This window comes from Prevotella sp. HJM029 (assembly GCF_000599605.1).
Lineage (GTDB): Bacteria > Bacteroidota > Bacteroidia > Bacteroidales > Bacteroidaceae > Prevotella.
Genome location: NZ_AZHT01000024.1, coordinates 1 through 15,121 on the forward strand (window position 1 = coordinate 1; position 15,121 = coordinate 15,121).

General features: G+C 42.1%; 27 protein-coding genes. All 27 read left to right on the forward strand.

Annotated features, from left to right (window positions below; translation table 11 throughout):
- Positions 1–380: 380 nt before the first annotated feature.
- A complete protein-coding gene (locus tag X919_RS0102375) occupies positions 381–1,076 on the forward strand; it encodes a DUF421 domain-containing protein (RefSeq protein ID WP_028898877.1) in 696 nt (231 codons plus the stop codon).
- 28 nt (positions 1,077–1,104) lie between these two features.
- Entirely contained in the window at positions 1,105–1,938 is an 834-nt protein-coding gene (locus tag X919_RS0102380; RefSeq protein ID WP_028898878.1) for a sulfite exporter TauE/SafE family protein, read from the forward strand.
- 2 nt (positions 1,939–1,940) lie between these two features.
- On the forward strand, positions 1,941–2,327 hold the full coding sequence (locus X919_RS0102385; protein WP_028898879.1) for a DUF1634 domain-containing protein: 387 nt from the start codon (positions 1,941–1,943) through the stop codon (positions 2,325–2,327).
- 121 nt (positions 2,328–2,448) lie between these two features.
- A complete protein-coding gene (locus tag X919_RS0102390; RefSeq protein ID WP_028898880.1) occupies positions 2,449–2,766 on the forward strand; it encodes a DUF3467 domain-containing protein in 318 nt (105 codons plus the stop codon).
- A gap of 199 nt (positions 2,767–2,965) precedes the next feature.
- Positions 2,966–3,346 carry a 30S ribosomal protein S12 gene (rpsL, locus tag X919_RS0102395; protein WP_028898881.1) on the forward strand — a complete coding sequence of 127 codons (381 nt, stop codon included), beginning with the start codon at positions 2,966–2,968 and terminating at the stop codon, positions 3,344–3,346.
- A gap of 133 nt (positions 3,347–3,479) precedes the next feature.
- Positions 3,480–3,956 carry a 30S ribosomal protein S7 gene (gene rpsG / locus X919_RS0102400; RefSeq protein WP_028898882.1) on the forward strand — a complete coding sequence of 159 codons (477 nt, stop codon included), beginning with the start codon at positions 3,480–3,482 and terminating at the stop codon, positions 3,954–3,956.
- A 24-nt stretch (positions 3,957–3,980) separates the two neighbouring features.
- On the forward strand, positions 3,981–6,095 hold the full coding sequence (gene fusA, locus X919_RS0102405; RefSeq protein ID WP_028898883.1) for an elongation factor G: 2,115 nt from the start codon (positions 3,981–3,983) through the stop codon (positions 6,093–6,095).
- 97 nt (positions 6,096–6,192) lie between these two features.
- Positions 6,193–6,498, forward strand: coding sequence for a 30S ribosomal protein S10 (gene rpsJ, locus X919_RS0102410; protein ID WP_028898884.1), 306 nt, complete (start codon positions 6,193–6,195; stop codon positions 6,496–6,498).
- Between the two features lie 43 nt (positions 6,499–6,541).
- Positions 6,542–7,156 carry a 50S ribosomal protein L3 gene (gene rplC, locus X919_RS0102415; RefSeq protein ID WP_004380825.1) on the forward strand — a complete coding sequence of 205 codons (615 nt, stop codon included), beginning with the start codon at positions 6,542–6,544 and terminating at the stop codon, positions 7,154–7,156.
- A complete protein-coding gene (rplD, locus tag X919_RS0102420) occupies positions 7,156–7,785 on the forward strand; it encodes a 50S ribosomal protein L4 (RefSeq protein WP_028898885.1) in 630 nt (209 codons plus the stop codon). Before rplC ends, rplD begins: the two co-directional genes overlap by 1 nt.
- Positions 7,786–7,801: 16 nt before the next feature.
- Positions 7,802–8,095 carry a 50S ribosomal protein L23 gene (gene rplW, locus X919_RS0102425; RefSeq protein ID WP_004380827.1) on the forward strand — a complete coding sequence of 98 codons (294 nt, stop codon included), beginning with the start codon at positions 7,802–7,804 and terminating at the stop codon, positions 8,093–8,095.
- 6 nt (positions 8,096–8,101) lie between these two features.
- Positions 8,102–8,929: a 50S ribosomal protein L2 gene (rplB, locus tag X919_RS0102430; protein WP_028898886.1), complete on the forward strand. Its 828-nt coding sequence runs from the start codon at positions 8,102–8,104 to the stop codon at positions 8,927–8,929.
- A 10-nt stretch (positions 8,930–8,939) separates the two neighbouring features.
- Positions 8,940–9,209: a 30S ribosomal protein S19 gene (gene rpsS, locus X919_RS0102435; protein ID WP_004380829.1), complete on the forward strand. Its 270-nt coding sequence runs from the start codon at positions 8,940–8,942 to the stop codon at positions 9,207–9,209.
- Positions 9,210–9,245: 36 nt separating this feature from the next.
- On the forward strand, positions 9,246–9,650 hold the full coding sequence (rplV, locus tag X919_RS0102440; protein WP_028898887.1) for a 50S ribosomal protein L22: 405 nt from the start codon (positions 9,246–9,248) through the stop codon (positions 9,648–9,650).
- A gap of 9 nt (positions 9,651–9,659) precedes the next feature.
- Positions 9,660–10,388 carry a 30S ribosomal protein S3 gene (gene rpsC / locus X919_RS0102445; protein ID WP_028898888.1) on the forward strand — a complete coding sequence of 243 codons (729 nt, stop codon included), beginning with the start codon at positions 9,660–9,662 and terminating at the stop codon, positions 10,386–10,388.
- A 14-nt stretch (positions 10,389–10,402) separates the two neighbouring features.
- Entirely contained in the window at positions 10,403–10,831 is a 429-nt protein-coding gene (gene rplP, locus X919_RS0102450) for a 50S ribosomal protein L16 (protein WP_004380832.1), read from the forward strand.
- 3 nt (positions 10,832–10,834) lie between these two features.
- Complete coding sequence (rpmC, locus tag X919_RS0102455) at positions 10,835–11,029, forward strand: 50S ribosomal protein L29 (protein ID WP_028898889.1); 195 nt, start codon at positions 10,835–10,837, stop codon at positions 11,027–11,029.
- A gap of 2 nt (positions 11,030–11,031) precedes the next feature.
- A complete protein-coding gene (rpsQ, locus tag X919_RS0102460) occupies positions 11,032–11,298 on the forward strand; it encodes a 30S ribosomal protein S17 (RefSeq protein ID WP_036916772.1) in 267 nt (88 codons plus the stop codon).
- Positions 11,299–11,300: 2 nt separating this feature from the next.
- Entirely contained in the window at positions 11,301–11,666 is a 366-nt protein-coding gene (gene rplN / locus X919_RS0102465) for a 50S ribosomal protein L14 (protein ID WP_004380837.1), read from the forward strand.
- Between the two features lie 22 nt (positions 11,667–11,688).
- A complete protein-coding gene (gene rplX / locus X919_RS0102470) occupies positions 11,689–12,006 on the forward strand; it encodes a 50S ribosomal protein L24 (RefSeq protein WP_004380839.1) in 318 nt (105 codons plus the stop codon).
- Positions 12,006–12,560, forward strand: a complete 555-nt coding sequence (gene rplE, locus X919_RS0102475) for a 50S ribosomal protein L5 (protein WP_028898891.1) — start codon at positions 12,006–12,008, stop codon at positions 12,558–12,560. The genes rplX and rplE overlap by 1 nt, the downstream gene beginning before the upstream one ends.
- A 5-nt stretch (positions 12,561–12,565) precedes the next feature.
- Positions 12,566–12,868, forward strand: a complete 303-nt coding sequence (gene rpsN, locus X919_RS0102480) for a 30S ribosomal protein S14 (RefSeq protein WP_028898892.1) — start codon at positions 12,566–12,568, stop codon at positions 12,866–12,868.
- Positions 12,869–13,052: 184 nt separating this feature from the next.
- Positions 13,053–13,448: a 30S ribosomal protein S8 gene (gene rpsH / locus X919_RS0102485; RefSeq protein ID WP_004380843.1), complete on the forward strand. Its 396-nt coding sequence runs from the start codon at positions 13,053–13,055 to the stop codon at positions 13,446–13,448.
- A 14-nt stretch (positions 13,449–13,462) separates the two neighbouring features.
- Complete coding sequence (gene rplF / locus X919_RS0102490; protein ID WP_028898893.1) at positions 13,463–14,035, forward strand: 50S ribosomal protein L6; 573 nt, start codon at positions 13,463–13,465, stop codon at positions 14,033–14,035.
- A 20-nt stretch (positions 14,036–14,055) separates the two neighbouring features.
- A complete protein-coding gene (rplR, locus tag X919_RS0102495) occupies positions 14,056–14,400 on the forward strand; it encodes a 50S ribosomal protein L18 (protein ID WP_004380845.1) in 345 nt (114 codons plus the stop codon).
- Between the two features lie 7 nt (positions 14,401–14,407).
- A complete protein-coding gene (rpsE, locus tag X919_RS0102500; RefSeq protein WP_025070652.1) occupies positions 14,408–14,920 on the forward strand; it encodes a 30S ribosomal protein S5 in 513 nt (170 codons plus the stop codon).
- Positions 14,921–14,932: 12 nt separating this feature from the next.
- Positions 14,933–15,109: a 50S ribosomal protein L30 gene (gene rpmD / locus X919_RS0102505; RefSeq protein ID WP_004380847.1), complete on the forward strand. Its 177-nt coding sequence runs from the start codon at positions 14,933–14,935 to the stop codon at positions 15,107–15,109.
- Positions 15,110–15,121 lie beyond the last annotated feature (12 nt).

Below are 15,121 nucleotides of genomic sequence, written 5' to 3' on the forward strand. Positions count from 1 at the left end.
AAAAAGATTTATTCTTCTAAGAGTGTATGGGTGAGAATTGAGTGGATGGTAGGTTTTGCAGAGGTCTCTTCTTGTAAAAATCGTGTTAACTTTGAACATTGGGCTTAACATGGTGGGCTGTGAAGGTGTTGTTTTCTATGAGTTGAACTTTTTTAATAAGGTTGAATTAAGATTTCGACATGTGGTGGCGTTATACCATGAGGTGAGTTGCTGTGTTGAGCGGTTAGTTGGTACAATGAGTGTGCAAGGGAGCGTATATTTGTGCGGAGTTATGATTAGAGGTGTATTTTCCTTATGATTTTATTCGTGTTAGATTTCATTTAGAACGTAGAAAGTCGTAAATTTGTTGGCGTTTTTAATTCAAGGTTTAAGATTATAGTATGGAAGTGTACATTCAGATTGGCCTGAAGCTCATCACGGGAATGATTGGCATATTGGCATTCCTTCGTATAGCAGGTAAGGTGCAGATGGCTCAGATAACGCCATTAGATACAGTGAGTGCATTTGTGATTGGTGCTTTAGTCGGTGGTGTACTTTATAATCCCGACATGTCGATGTGGCATATCTTGTTTGCCTTAGCCGTGTGGACTGCATTCAATTTGTTCGTTCGCTTTTGCATGCGTTCAGCTCGGTTGCGCCATTTCATTAAAGGGGAGAGTGAGTATTTGGTGAAAAATGGTATCATCAACTTTAAGGCTTTTAAGCGTAATAGTTTGGAAATGGAGCAATTTAGAATGTTGTTACGACAGAAAGGTATCTTCTCGATGTTTGATGTAGAGGATGTTTTGTTTGAAACTAATGGTGCTGTTACGGTTTCAGAGCCAGGAGAAATGGCCGAGTCCCATTTGCTTATTAATAATGGTGCCATTGTGGAACATAATCTGAAGCGTTCCCATCGTTCAAAATCTTGGGTGTTACATCAGCTAAAAAGTAATGGATATGACAATCCAAGTGACTTGTTTTGCATGGAATGGACGCCACGAAAGGGCTTTTATTTTGTGACTTATGAGGGTGATGTGAAGCGAGGCAAGGAAGAGATTTTGGCAGAACATATTAAGCATGAAGACCATAGTTAAGGTGGGGTGACCTGAAATTATATTTTATATGAGTGTTTTAGTCTTTACATTAATCCTATTGTTAGGTGCCTATGCTGCAGGCCTGTTAGGTTCTTTGACAGGTTTAGGCGGTGGCGTGATAGTCATTCCACTACTTACTTTAGCTTTTGGGATTGACTTTCATTATGCCATAGGTGCGGCTTTGGTCGCTTCTATTGCAACCTCTTCGGGCTCGGCGAGTGCCTACGTGAAAGAGGGTATGACAAATATCCGCTTGGGTATGTTCTTGGAAATTGCTACGAGTGTAGGGGCAGTGTTAGGTGCCGTGATAGCTCTTTGGATGCCAACGAATGCTATTGCGGTAATCTTTGGCGTGGTATTGTTCTTCACTGCTGTGATGCAAAATCGGCAGAAGGTCGATCATGTGGGTGTGAAAGGTAGTGCTTTGGCGATGAAGTTGAAGCTTTTTGGTAGCTATCCCACAAAAGGAGGTGTGCAAAACTACGAGTTAACGAATGTTCCTGGGGGCTTTTTGATTATGGTTGCTGCGGGGGCTTTGTCTGGTTTGTTGGGCATTGGTAGTGGTGTGTTGAAGGTGTTAGCGATGGACTCGTGCATGAAAGTGCCCTTCAAAGTGAGCACCACAACGAGCAATTTCATGATTGGTGTGACTGCCGTTACATCGGCTGTTGTTTATTTGCAACGCGGTTATATTGAGCCCGGTATTGCATTTCCTATTATGGTGGGCGTGCTGGGTGGTGCACTTACAGGTGCAAAGTTGCTCAAACATTTAGATGTTCGTTTGCTGCGTAAGATATTTGCCATCGCTATTTTGTTAGTCGCAGTGAATATGATTTATAACGGATTAATGGGTAAGTTCTAAAGATGGAAGAGAAAATGCATTCCCAAAATAAAATGAATGAGCTGATTGGTAACACGTTGCGTATAGGTGTTTTCGCAGCTTGTATCATCGCACTGATTGGTGGTATTTATTATTTGTTGACTACATCAGGACAGCTTGTACCTGATTATAAAACCTTTCATGAAGGTGGAGCAAGTTACACCACCTTCGAAGGGATTATCCGTGGCGCCTTTAGCATGTCGGCGACCGAATGGATGCAATTAGGCGTTGTCGTGTTAATGCTTACTCCTATCATGCGTGTTGTACTCTCGTTAGTTGACTTCTCCATTCAACGCGATTGGCTTTATGTGGGCATTACAGCAATCGTCTTGATAGTGATCATTGTCAATTCGTTAGTGGGTGTGGGGTAAAAGCGTTGCTTTTATGTCGCAATACCATCGGTATGGTGTGATAATGTGGTATATATTGCGTTGCAATGCTATATTTATTAAGGTGAAAAGAATACAAGTTTAAATATTGAATTATAGAACAATGAACGAAGAACAAAAGGAAAATGAGGGTCTTCAAATCGATTTGACTCCAGAAATGGCTAAAGGTGTTTATGCCAATTTAGCTTTGATTACGCATTCTAACGCAGATTTTGTGCTCGATTTCGCTTCCATTCTCCCAGGAATGCCTAAGCCACAAGTCGTATCGCGTGTAGTGATGACGCCTGAGCATGCTAAGCATTTATTGCGCGCTTTGCAAGAAAATGTGCAACGCTATGAGCAGCAATTTGGCAAAATTGTGATTCCTGAACAGGAAGGCAACATAGCAACGCCCTTTAAAATTCCAGAAGAAGAGTCTTGAGTAGTGTTTTAATACAAACGACTGTTAATAAAACCTATATCTTTTAAATTTTAAAATGATATAGGTTTTTTGCTTTTTATATAATTAGGTAATTCGAATATTTGTTTGTACCTTTGCAGCCCGAAATAGGCTTTTGAAAGGCCTTTTTCTGTGGTGTTTGATAATAAATAAATAAATATATAAATTAAAAAGTAAGATTATGCCTACTATTTCACAATTAGTAAGAAAGGGCAGAAAGGACATCGTAGACAAGAGCAAGTCACCTGCGCTGGACAATTGTCCACAGCGCCGTGGTGTTTGTGTTCGTGTTTATACGACAACTCCTAAGAAGCCTAACTCAGCAATGCGTAAAGTTGCTCGTGTGCGTTTGACCAATCAAAAGGAAGTGAACTCTTATATTCCTGGAGAAGGTCATAACTTGCAGGAACACTCTATTGTTTTGGTGCGCGGTGGTCGTGTGAAGGATCTTCCAGGTGTGCGCTATCACATTGTACGTGGCACATTGGATACGGCTGGTGTTGCTAACCGTACACAGCGTCGTTCTAAATATGGTGCTAAGCGCCCCAAAGCGGGTAAGTAGTATTCGCTGAGCAGAATTAAAAGATTTTATTAAACGTTTTGCTGGAGATTTGTTGTTAACAGGTTGAGTAAACGCTCGGGAGCGGGCGTTGAAGAACAGGAAACAGCCCCAGTCAGAATTTATTTCAAACAAAATGAGAAAAGCAAAACCCAAGAAACGTGTGATCCTTCCGGATCCAGTTTACAACGATCAAAAGGTTTCAAAGTTTGTAAACCATTTGATGTATGATGGTAAGAAAACCGTGTCATACGAAATTTTCTACAAAGCTCTTGACACTGTAAAAGAGAAGATGGCTAATGAAGAAAAGCCTGCTCTTGAGATTTGGAAACAAGCTTTGGACAACATCACTCCTCAGGTAGAAGTAAAGAGCCGCCGCATAGGTGGTGCAACATTCCAGGTTCCAACCGAAATTCGTCCTGACCGCAAAGAGAGTATCTCAATGAAGAACTTGATTAACTTTGCACGTAAGCGCGGTGGAAAGTCAATGGCAGAAAAACTTGCTGCCGAGATTATGGATGCTTATAATAACCAGGGTGGTGCATTTAAACGTAAAGAGGATATGCATCGTATGGCAGAAGCTAACCGTGCGTTCGCTCATTTCAGATTCTAATTGATTTAAAAAGAAAAAAAGAAAATGGCAAATCGCGATTTACACTTGACTCGTAATATCGGTATTATGGCGCACATTGATGCGGGTAAGACAACCACTTCAGAGCGTATCCTGTTCTATACAGGTAAAACGCACAAGATTGGTGAAGTACACGATGGTGCTGCTACAATGGACTGGATGGCGCAAGAGCAGGAGCGTGGTATTACAATTACCTCTGCAGCGACAACTTGTAACTGGAATTATGATGGAAAGTCTTATAAGATTAACTTGATTGATACTCCGGGACACGTAGACTTTACTGCAGAAGTAGAGCGCTCGTTGCGTGTGCTTGATGGTGCAGTTGCTACCTACTCTGCAGCTGACGGCGTGCAACCTCAGTCAGAAACCGTATGGCGTCAAGCAGATAAATACAATGTTCCTCGTATTGGTTATGTGAACAAGATGGACCGTTCGGGTGCAGACTTCTATGAAACGGTTCAGCAGATGAAGGATATCTTGGGTGCTAACCCTATTGCAATCCAAATTCCTATTGGCGCAGAAGAGAACTTCAAGGGTGTTGTAGACCTGATTAAAATGAAAGCTATCTTATGGCACGATGAGACAATGGGCGCTGAATATGATGTAGAAGATATTCCTGCTGACTTGACAGATGAAGCTGCAGAGTGGCGTGAGAAGCTCGTAGAAGGTGCAGCTAACTTCGATGATGAAGTGATGGAACTCTATCTCGAAGGTAAGGAGATTAGCGAAGATAAGTTGCTTCGTGCTATCCGTAAAGGCTGTATCGCTATGGAGTGTTGCCCTATGTTGTTGGGCTCTTCTTATAAGAATAAGGGTGTTCAACCTTTGTTGGACTATGTATGTGCTTTCCTTCCTTCGCCTGTTGATACGCAAGCAATTGTTGGAACGAACCCTGATACAGACGCAGAGGAAGATCGTAAACCTTCAGAGGATGCGCCTACATCGGCACTTGCATTTAAGATTGCTACTGATCCATTCATGGGTCGCTTGGTGTTCTTTCGTGTTTATTCGGGTAAAATTACGGCAGGTTCTTATGTTTATAACCCTCGTTCGGGGAAAAAAGAACGTATCAGCCGTCTGTTCCAGATGAACTCAAAGCAAGAGATTCCTATGGATTCGATTGATGCGGGTGATATTGGCGCAGGCGTTGGCTTTAAGGATATCCGCACGGGTGATACACTTTGTGATGAGAATGCACCTATCGTGTTGGAGTCTATGACATTCCCCGATACGGTGATTTCTATTGCTGTTGAGCCTAAGAGTCAGGCTGACGTTACCAAGTTAGATAATGGTTTGGCTAAGTTGGCTGAGGAAGACCCAACCTTCACTGTTCGTACAGATGAGCAAAGTGGGCAGACCATTATCTCTGGTATGGGCGAGTTGCACTTGGATATCATCATCGACCGCTTGAAACGCGAGTTTAAGGTTGAATGTAATCAAGGTAAACCTCAGGTGAATTATAAAGAGGCTATCACTCGTTCTGCACAGAGCCGTGAAACCTATAAGAAGCAATCGGGTGGTCGTGGTAAGTTCGCTTGCATTGATGTGACGATTGCTCCAAAGGATGAAGATTACACAGAAGGTGATTTGCAATTCGTGAACGAGGTGAAAGGTGGTAACGTTCCTAAGGAGTTTATCCCCTCTGTTCAGAAAGGATTTGCTGATTGCTTGAGCAATGGTGTGCTCGGTGGCTTCCCGATGACAGGCATGAAGGTGACTTTGACCGATGGTAGTTTCCACCCTGTAGACTCAGACCAGTTGTCTTTCGAGTTGGTAGCTCACCAGGCTTTCAAGGTGCTTTGTCCTAAAGCAGGTCCTGTTTTGATGGAGCCTATTATGAAGGTTGAAGTTGTTACTCCTGAAGAGAACATGGGTGATGTGATTGGTGACTTGAACAAACGTCGTGGTTTGGTTCAAGGTATGGAAGAAGCGCGTAGCGGTGCACGCATCGTAAAGGCTATGGTTCCATTGGCCGAGATGTTTGGTTATGTGACAGCTCTCCGCACAATTACTTCTGGTCGTGCAACATCTTCTATGGAGTATGATCACCATTCTCCACTTTCTACAAGCATAGCTAAGGAAGTACTTGAGGAGGTTCACGGACACGCGGAGCTTCTGTAAAGGATATTTTATGCGCAAAGAGGCGCTGCTTAGCGAATGACTCTTAAGCAGTGTGCCTCTTACGCTCTTATTTAATCATATTATAATTAAAAGAACAATGAGTCAGAAGATTAGAATTAAGCTCAAGTCTTACGACCACACTTTGGTTGATAAGTCTGCAGAGAAAATCGTAAAGGCAGTAAAGGCTACGGGTGCTATCGTTAGTGGTCCCATTCCATTGCCAACACGTAAGCGTATTTACACTGTGAATCGCTCCACTTTCGTGAACAAAAAGTCACGTGAGCAATTTCAGCTTTCAGACTTTAAACGCCTTATCGACATTTATAGCTCTACAGCTAAGACTGTTGACGCCTTGATGAAGTTAGAACTTCCTTCGGGTGTCGAAGTTGAAATTAAAGTCTAATTTTGAGTGAAGTAAATTATTCATAAATCAAGTAAGTATTGAAATGCCAGGATTAATTGGAAAAAAAATCGGAATGACATCCGTTTTCAGTGCCGACGGTAAGAATGTTCCGTGCACTGTTATCGAAGCAGGTCCTTGTGTTGTAACCCAAGTAAAGACAGAAGAGAAGGATGGTTACAAAGCACTTCAGTTAGGTTTCGGTGAGGCAAAGGAGAATAGAACTTCTAAGCCGATGATGGGGACCTTTAAGAAGGCTGGCACAACACCTAAAAAGCACTTGGCCGAGTTCAAGTTTGATGAGGAGCATAACCTCGGTGATACCTTAACAGTTGAAATCTTTGCAGATGCAAAGTTTGTTGATGTTGTAGGAACATCTAAGGGTAAAGGCTTCCAAGGTGTCGTAAAACGTCATGGTTTTGGCGGTGTGGGTCAAAGCACACACGGTCAAGATGACCGCGCACGTAAGCCGGGTTCTATCGGTGCTTGTTCATATCCAGCAAAGGTGTTTAAGGGTATGCGCATGGGTGGCCAAATGGGAGGCGATCGCGTTACCACGCAGAATCTCCAAGTGTTAAAGGTAATTCCAGAACACAATCTTCTCCTTGTGAAAGGTTCTGTAGCTGGATGTAATGGTTCAACTGTTTTAATCAAGAAGTAATGGAAGTTAGCGTTTTAAATATAAAGGGTCAAGAGACCGGCAGAAAGGTAACGCTGAATGAAGCTATCTTTGGTATTGAGCCTAACGATCACGTTCTTTATTTGGATGTAAAGCAGTATCTTGCCGCACAACGTCAGGGCACAGCTAAATCGAAAGAAAGAAGTGAATTGAGCGGTTCTACCCGAAAACTTGGTCGCCAGAAAGGCGGTGGCGGTGCTCGTCGTGGTGATATTAATTCGCCAGTTTTAGTAGGCGGTGCACGTGTATTCGGTCCCAAGCCTCGCAACTATGATTTTAAGTTGAATAAGAAAGTAAAGGTGCTTGCACGCAAATCTGCACTCTCTTATAAAGCTCAAGAAAATGCTATTGTTGTTGTTGAAGACTTCAATTTCGAGGCTCCAAAGACGAAAGAATTTGTAAATTTAGCTAAAAATCTCAAAGTTGAGGGCAAAAAGGCGCTTGTTCTTTTGTCAGAAGTTAATAAAAACGTATATTTGTCTGCTCGTAATATTCAGCGCGCTGATGTGATGCTGGCAACTGCACTCAATTCTTATAAAGTTTTGAATGCAGATGTTTTGGTGTTGACGGAAAGCTCTTTGAAAGCAATTGACGGCGTTTTAAATAAATAAGAAGGAGAATTAGATTATGGCATTTATTATTAAACCATTGGTTACTGAGAAGCAAACCAAGATAACAGACAAGCATGCAAACCGCTATGGTTTCATTGTTCGCCCAGAAGCTAATAAACTCCAGATTAAGCAAGAGGTTGAAGGCTTGTATAATGTTACAGTGATTGACGTGAATACCCTTCGCTATGCTGGTAAGCGTTCAAGTCGTTATACAAAGGCTGGGCTGATTAAAGGGCAGAAGAATGCTTTTAAAAAGGCTATCGTTACCGTTAAGGACGGCGACACAATTGATTTTTATAGCAATATCTAAATAAAAATGGCAGTACGTAAATTAAACCCGGTTACTCCGGGACAAAGACACAAGGTTATTGGCACGTTCGAGGATATTACTGCATCCGTGCCAGAGAAGTCTCTCGTTTACGGTAAACGTTCTACTGGTGGTCGAAACAACACTGGTAAGATGACCGTTCGCTATATTGGTGGTGGTCATAAACAGAAGTATCGTTTAATCGACTTTAAGCGTGAGAAAGATGGTGTTCCAGCTATAGTAAAGACAATCGAGTATGATCCTAATCGTTCTGCTCGTATTGCTCTTTTATACTATGCTGATGGTGAAAAACGTTACATTATTGCTCCTAATGGACTTCAGGTAGGTGCTACTTTAATGTCAGGTGCTGATGCTGCTCCTGAAATTGGTAATGCCCTTCCTTTGGCAAACATTCCTGTGGGTACCGTAATTCATAACATTGAGTTGCGTCCAGGACAGGGTGCCTTGTTAGTTCGTTCGGCTGGTAATTTTGCTCAGTTGACTTCTCGTGAGGGCAGTTATTGTGTTATTAAGCTCCCTTCTGGTGAAACTCGCCAGATTTTGAGTGCTTGTAAAGCAACTGTTGGTAGTGTAGGTAATTCTGATCATGCTTTGGAACAGTCTGGTAAGGCTGGTCGTTCGCGTTGGTTGGGACGTCGTCCACACAACCGTGGTGTGGTTATGAACCCTGTAGATCACCCAATGGGTGGTGGTGAAGGTCGTCAGAGCGGTGGACACCCACGTTCTCGTAAGGGGCTTTACGCTAAGGGTCTCAAGACTCGTGCACCCAAGAAACTTTCTAACAAGTATATTATTGAAAGAGCTAATAAAAAATAAAGAGTAAGATATGAGTCGTTCTTTAAAAAAAGGTCCATATATTAATGTATCGCTTGAGAAGAAGATTCTCGCTATGAACGAGAGTGGAAAGGCGAGTGTTGTGAAAACATGGGCTAGAGCATCAATGATTTCCCCAGACTTTGTGGGGCACACTGTTGCTGTTCATAACGGAAATAAATTTATTCCTGTTTATATTACAGAGAATATGGTCGGCCATAAGTTGGGTGAGTTTGCACCTACACGTCGTTTTGGTGGCCATGCTGGAAATAATAAGAAGTAAGCAGGTTAAACATCCATTTAACAAATAAGAATAATAATGGGAGCAAGAAAACATATTGCAGCTGAAAAGATAAAAGAGGCTCGTAAGAATTTGTACTTTGCAAAGCTTAAGGGCGTTCCTTCTTCTCCACGTAAGATGCGCTACGTTGTAGACATGATTCGTGGCTTAGAAGTGAGCCGTGCTTTAGGCGTTCTTCGATTCTCTAAGAAGCAAGCTGCCGCAGACGTTGAGAAACTACTCCGTTCTGCAATTGCTAACTGGGAAACCAAAAATGACCGTAAGGCCGAAGATGGAGAATTATATATCAGCAAAATATTTGTTGATGAAGGTGTTACAATGAAGCGTATGCGTCCTGCACCACAAGGTCGTGGCTACAGAATTCGTAAGCGTTCAAATCATGTAACATTATTTGTTGATGCCAAAACTAACGACGAAAAATAATTAAATAGAATGGGACAAAAAGTTAATCCAATAAGCAACCGCCTTGGAATTATTCGTGGTTGGGATTCAAATTGGTTCGGTGGCAAGAGCTTTGGAGAGAACATCGTAGAAGATCGTAAAATCCGTAAGTATCTGAACGAGCGCTTGGCGAAGGCCAGTCTCTCTCGTGTTGTCATTGAGCGCACATTGAAACTCGTCACCATCACTATTTGTACAGCCCGTCCGGGTATCGTCATTGGTAAAGGTGGTCAAGATGTAGACAAGTTAAAAGAAGAGTTGAAGAAGCTTTATAAAAAAGACATTCAAATCAATATCTTCGAAGTTAAGAAGCCAGAACTCGATGCAAACATTGTAGCCAATAACATCGCTCGCCAGGTGGAGGGTAAGATTTCTTATCGCCGTGCCATCAAGATGGCTATTCAGAACACGATGCGTGCAGGAGCAGAAGGTATTAAAGTTCAAATCTCTGGTCGTCTGAATGGTGCAGAAATTGCACGTAAGGAGATGTTTAAGGAGGGACGTACCCCTCTGCATACATTCCGTGCAGACATAGATTACTGTGCAACAGAAGCTCTTACAAAGGTAGGTCTCTTAGGAATAAAAGTATGGATTTGCCGTGGAGAGGTTTATGGTAAGCGTGATTTAACCCCCAACTTTGCCCAAGATAAGCAAAATGGTGGTCGTCCTAATGGCGGACGTAACGGTCGCGGTAATCGCAGAAGAAACAATAACCGTTAAAACAGAGAACTATCATGTTACAGCCAAAAAGAGTAAAATATAGAAGACCGCAAGATGGTCGTGGAAATAAAGGTAATGCACACCGCGGTACAGAATTGGCCTTTGGTTCTTTTGGTATTAAGACTTTAGAGCCTAAATGGATCAATAGTCGCCAAATAGAAGCTGCTCGTGTTGCGGTGAATCGTTACATGAATCGTCAAGGACAAGTGTGGATACGTATCTTCCCTGATAAGCCTATCACACGTAAGCCTGCTGACGTTCGTATGGGTAAAGGTAAAGGTGATCCCGCAGGTTGGGTAGCACCTGTTACACCTGGTCGCATTCTCTTTGAAGTAGAAGGAGTTTCTTTTGATATTGCAAAGGAGGCACTTCGCCTTGCTGCGCAGAAACTTCCTGTGAAGACCAAGTTTGTTGTTAGACGTGATTTCGATAAAAATGCTTAAGCTATGAAGATGAAAGAATTACAAGAGCTCGATGCTAAAGGATTGGCAGAGAAGTTAGAAGAGGCAAAGGCAAAGCTTGTTCAGCTCAAGTTGAACCATGCAGTTGCTCCTCTTGAGAATCCATCACAGATTAAGTTTGCTCGCCGAGACATCGCGCGTATCGAAACAGAGCTTCGTCAGAGAGAACTTAAAAAATAATAATGGTTCAGATGGAAACAAGAAATTTAAGAAAAGTAAGACAGGGTGTTGTTATAAGCAACAAGATGGATAAAACCATTGTTATTGCCTCTAAGTTCAAAGAGAAGCACCCTATTTATGGTAAGTTCGTCCAAAAGACTAAGAAGTACCATGCTCATGACGAGAAGAATGAGGCCAATGTAGGCGATACCGTTCAGATTATGGAGACTCGTCCTCTGTCTAAAACAAAGAGATGGAGATTAGTACAAATTGTTGAAAAAGCTAAGTAATTATGATACAAGCAGAATCAAGACTTACAGTATGTGATAACAGCGGCGCACGTGAAGCTAAGTGCATTCGTGTCTTAGGTGGTACTGGCCGTCGTTATGCTAGTGTGGGTGACGTTATCGTTGTAGCAGTACAAAATGTCATCCCCTCAAGTGATTTGAAAAAGGGTGCAGTATCTAAAGCTTTGATTGTTCGTACCAAGAAGGAAATTCGTCGTGCAGATGGTTCATACATTCGTTTCGACGATAATGCTTGTGTATTGCTTAACAATGCTGGTGAGCTTCGTGGAAGCCGTATTTTTGGTCCCGTTGCGCGTGAGCTTCGTGCAGTGAATATGAAGGTTGTTTCTTTGGCACCTGAGGTACTTTAAATAATCATAAAACAGATAAGTAATGAGTAAGTTACATATTAGAAAGAACGATACAGTCGTTGTACTTGCTGGAAGTGATAAGGGCAAGACTGGTAAGGTGCTCAAGGTATTAGTTGACAAGAATCGTGCGATTGTTGAAGGCGTAAACCTTGTATCGAAGAGCATGAAGCCTTCAGCTAAGAATCCACAAGGAGGTATCGTTAAGCAAGAAGCTTCTATCCATATTTCAAATCTCAGTTTGATTGATCCAAAGAGTGGTAAAGCTACTCGTGTTTCTATTCAGCATGAGGGCAAGAATGTTATTCGTGTTGCTAAAAAATCAGGGGAGGTAATTAAGTAATGGATACAGCACAATTAAAGAAGGTGTATAAGGAGACAATTGCTCCTGCGCTTCAAAAGCAATTCAACTACTCTTCGTCGATGCAGGTTCCTGTATTGAAGAAGATAGTTATTAACCAAGGACTCGGTGATGCTACACAAGATAAGAAGATTGTTGATGTAGCAATTAATGAGATCTCGGCTATTACGGGTCAGAAGGCCGTTGCAACCTATTCAAAAAAGGATATTGCAAACTTCAAACTTCGTAAGAAGATGCCAATTGGTGTGATGGTAACACTTCGTGGAGCACGTATGTATGAGTTCTTAGAGAAACTCATTCGTGTATCTCTTCCACGTATTCGTGACTTTAAAGGTATTGCAACGCGCTTAGATGGGCGTGGTAACTATACTTTGGGTATCACCGAACAGATTATCTTCCCCGAGATTAACATCGATGAGATTGATCGCATTCAAGGTATGAACATCACTTTTGTTACATCGGCTCAGACCGATGAAGAAGGGTATGCTTTGTTGAAGGCTTTTGGTCTCCCATTCAAGAACGCTAAAAACGATTAAGGAATATGGCAAAAGAATCTATGAAAGCTCGCGAAGTTAAGCGTGCGAAGCTTGTTGCTCGTTATGCTGAAAAGCGTGCAGCTCTGAAAAAGATTGTTGCAACTTCTACTGATTTGGCCGAGGCTTATGAGGCAGCTCGTAAGCTCCAAGCCATTCCTAAGAATGCAAATCCTATTCGTCTTCACAACCGTTGTAAGATCACAGGTCGTCCAAAGGGCTATATCCGCCAGTTTGGAATTTCGCGTATTCAATTCCGCGAGATGGCATCGGCCGGTTTGATTCCTGGCGTGAAGAAAGCAAGTTGGTAAACTAAAAGCATCGATATTGGAGAGTGATTAGCATCATTTTGACGTGTAATTCACATGCTTTTCTATCATAATTTGCAGTCCATTAAAATGTCATGGTGTTGCTATTCACTTTTCTTCAATCACTCAACGCGATTTTTCTTTAATATTGTCGGGGTCGTCCCGATTAATTAAACATTTATATTTTATGACAGATCCAATAGCAGATTATCTGACACGACTCAGAAATGCAATCATGGCACATCATCGTGTCGTTGAAATTCCTGCGTCGAACTTGAAGAAGGAAATTACCAAAATCCTCTTCGAGAAGGGCTACATTCTCAACTACAAATTTGTAGAGGATGGTCCCCAAGGTTCAATTAAGGTTGCACTTAAGTATGACCCTTCAACAAAACAAAGCGCTATCAAGAGCTTAAAACGTGTTTCTACACCGGGTTTGCGTCAGTATACCGGTTATAAAGACATGCCGAGAGTTATTAACGGATTAGGTATTGCAATATTATCTACATCTCAAGGTGTTATGACAGACAAGGAAGCTGCCGGTTTAAAAATCGGCGGTGAAGTTCTTTGTTATGTTTACTAATTGGAGGTTTTTATATGTCAAGAATAGGAAAATTACCCATTAGTATTCCAGCTGGAGTTACAGTAAACTTCGATGCGAAGACCAATGTCGTTACAGTTAAAGGTCCTAAAGGCGAACTTTCACAGGAGATTAATCCTGCAATCAAGCTTGAGAACAACGATGGCCATTTGGTTTTCACGATCAACGAAGATAGTTTGGTAGATGTCAAGCAGAAACAAGCGTTCCATGGTCTTTATCGCTCTTTGGTTAACAACATGGTTGTTGGTGTAAGTGAGGGCTACAAAAAGGTTTTGGAACTCGTAGGTGTTGGTTACAGAGTTTCTAACCAAGGAAACCTTATCGAGTTTTCTTTAGGTTATACGCACCCCATTTTTCTGGAGCTTCCTAAGGAGGTTAAGGTGGAAACAAAGTCTGAACGTAACCAGAACCCCATTCTTACACTTGAATCTTGTGACAAGCAGTTGTTAGGTCTCATCTGTGCAAAGATTCGTTCTTTCCGTAAGCCTGAACCTTATAAAGGAAAAGGTATCTTGTTCCAAGGCGAGGTTATTCGCAGAAAGTCTGGTAAGACCGCTGCAGCTAAGTAATTTTAATTGAATTAACAATTATGACAACAAAGAAAGTTGAAAGACGAATTAAAATAAAGTTCCGCATTCGCAAGAGTGTCAATGGGACTGCTGAGCGTCCACGTCTTAGTGTTTTCCGCTCTAACAAGCAGATTTATGCGCAAGTTATTAATGATTTGACAGGTACAACACTTGCTTCAGCTTCATCACTTGGCTTAGAGAAATTGGCAAAGATTGAACAGGCAAAGCGCGTTGGTGCATTGGTTGCCGAGAAAGCAAAGGCTGCCGGTGTAGAAAGTGTTGTGTTTGATCGTAATGGCTATCTCTATCATGGTCGTGTGCAAGCATTGGCTGATGGTGCAAGAGAAGGAGGACTTAAATTCTAAAACGATTATGGCAATGAATAAAGTAAAAATTAATAGCGATGTAGAACTGAAAGATCGTTTGGTTGCTATCAATCGTGTAACGAAGGTTACCAAAGGTGGTCGCACATTCACATTTGCTGCTATTGTCGTTGTAGGTGATGGCAATGGTGTCGTAGGTTGGGGGCTTGGAAAAGCCGGTGAAGTTACGACTGCAATCTCTAAAGGTGTTGAATCGGCCAAGAAGAACTTGGTAAAGGTTCCTGTGTTGAAGGGTACAGTGCCTCACGAGGTTGAGACTTCTTTTGGTGGTGCACAGGTTCTTCTTAAGCCAGCAGCAGCAGGTACGGGTCTGAAAGCCGGTGGTGCAATGCGTGCTGTGCTTGAGAGCGCTGGTGTAACCGATGTGATTGCAAAATCAAAAGGTTCATCAAACCCTCACAACTTGGTAAAAGCAACCATCTCTGCATTGTCTGAGATGCGCGATGCTTATACCGTAGCAGGTGAGCGTGGTATCAGTATGGATAAAGTGTTTAACGGTTAATAGGAATAAGCTATGGCTACAATCAAGATTAAACAAGTAAAAAGCAAAATTGGTTATCCTGTAGACCAGAAGCGTACACTTCAGGCTTTGGGGCTTCGTAAGATTTCACAAGTCGTAGAAGTGGAGGATACACCAAGCGTTCGTGGTATGATTCGCAAGGTGCATCATCTGGTTAACGTCGTTGAATAATATAAAAACAAA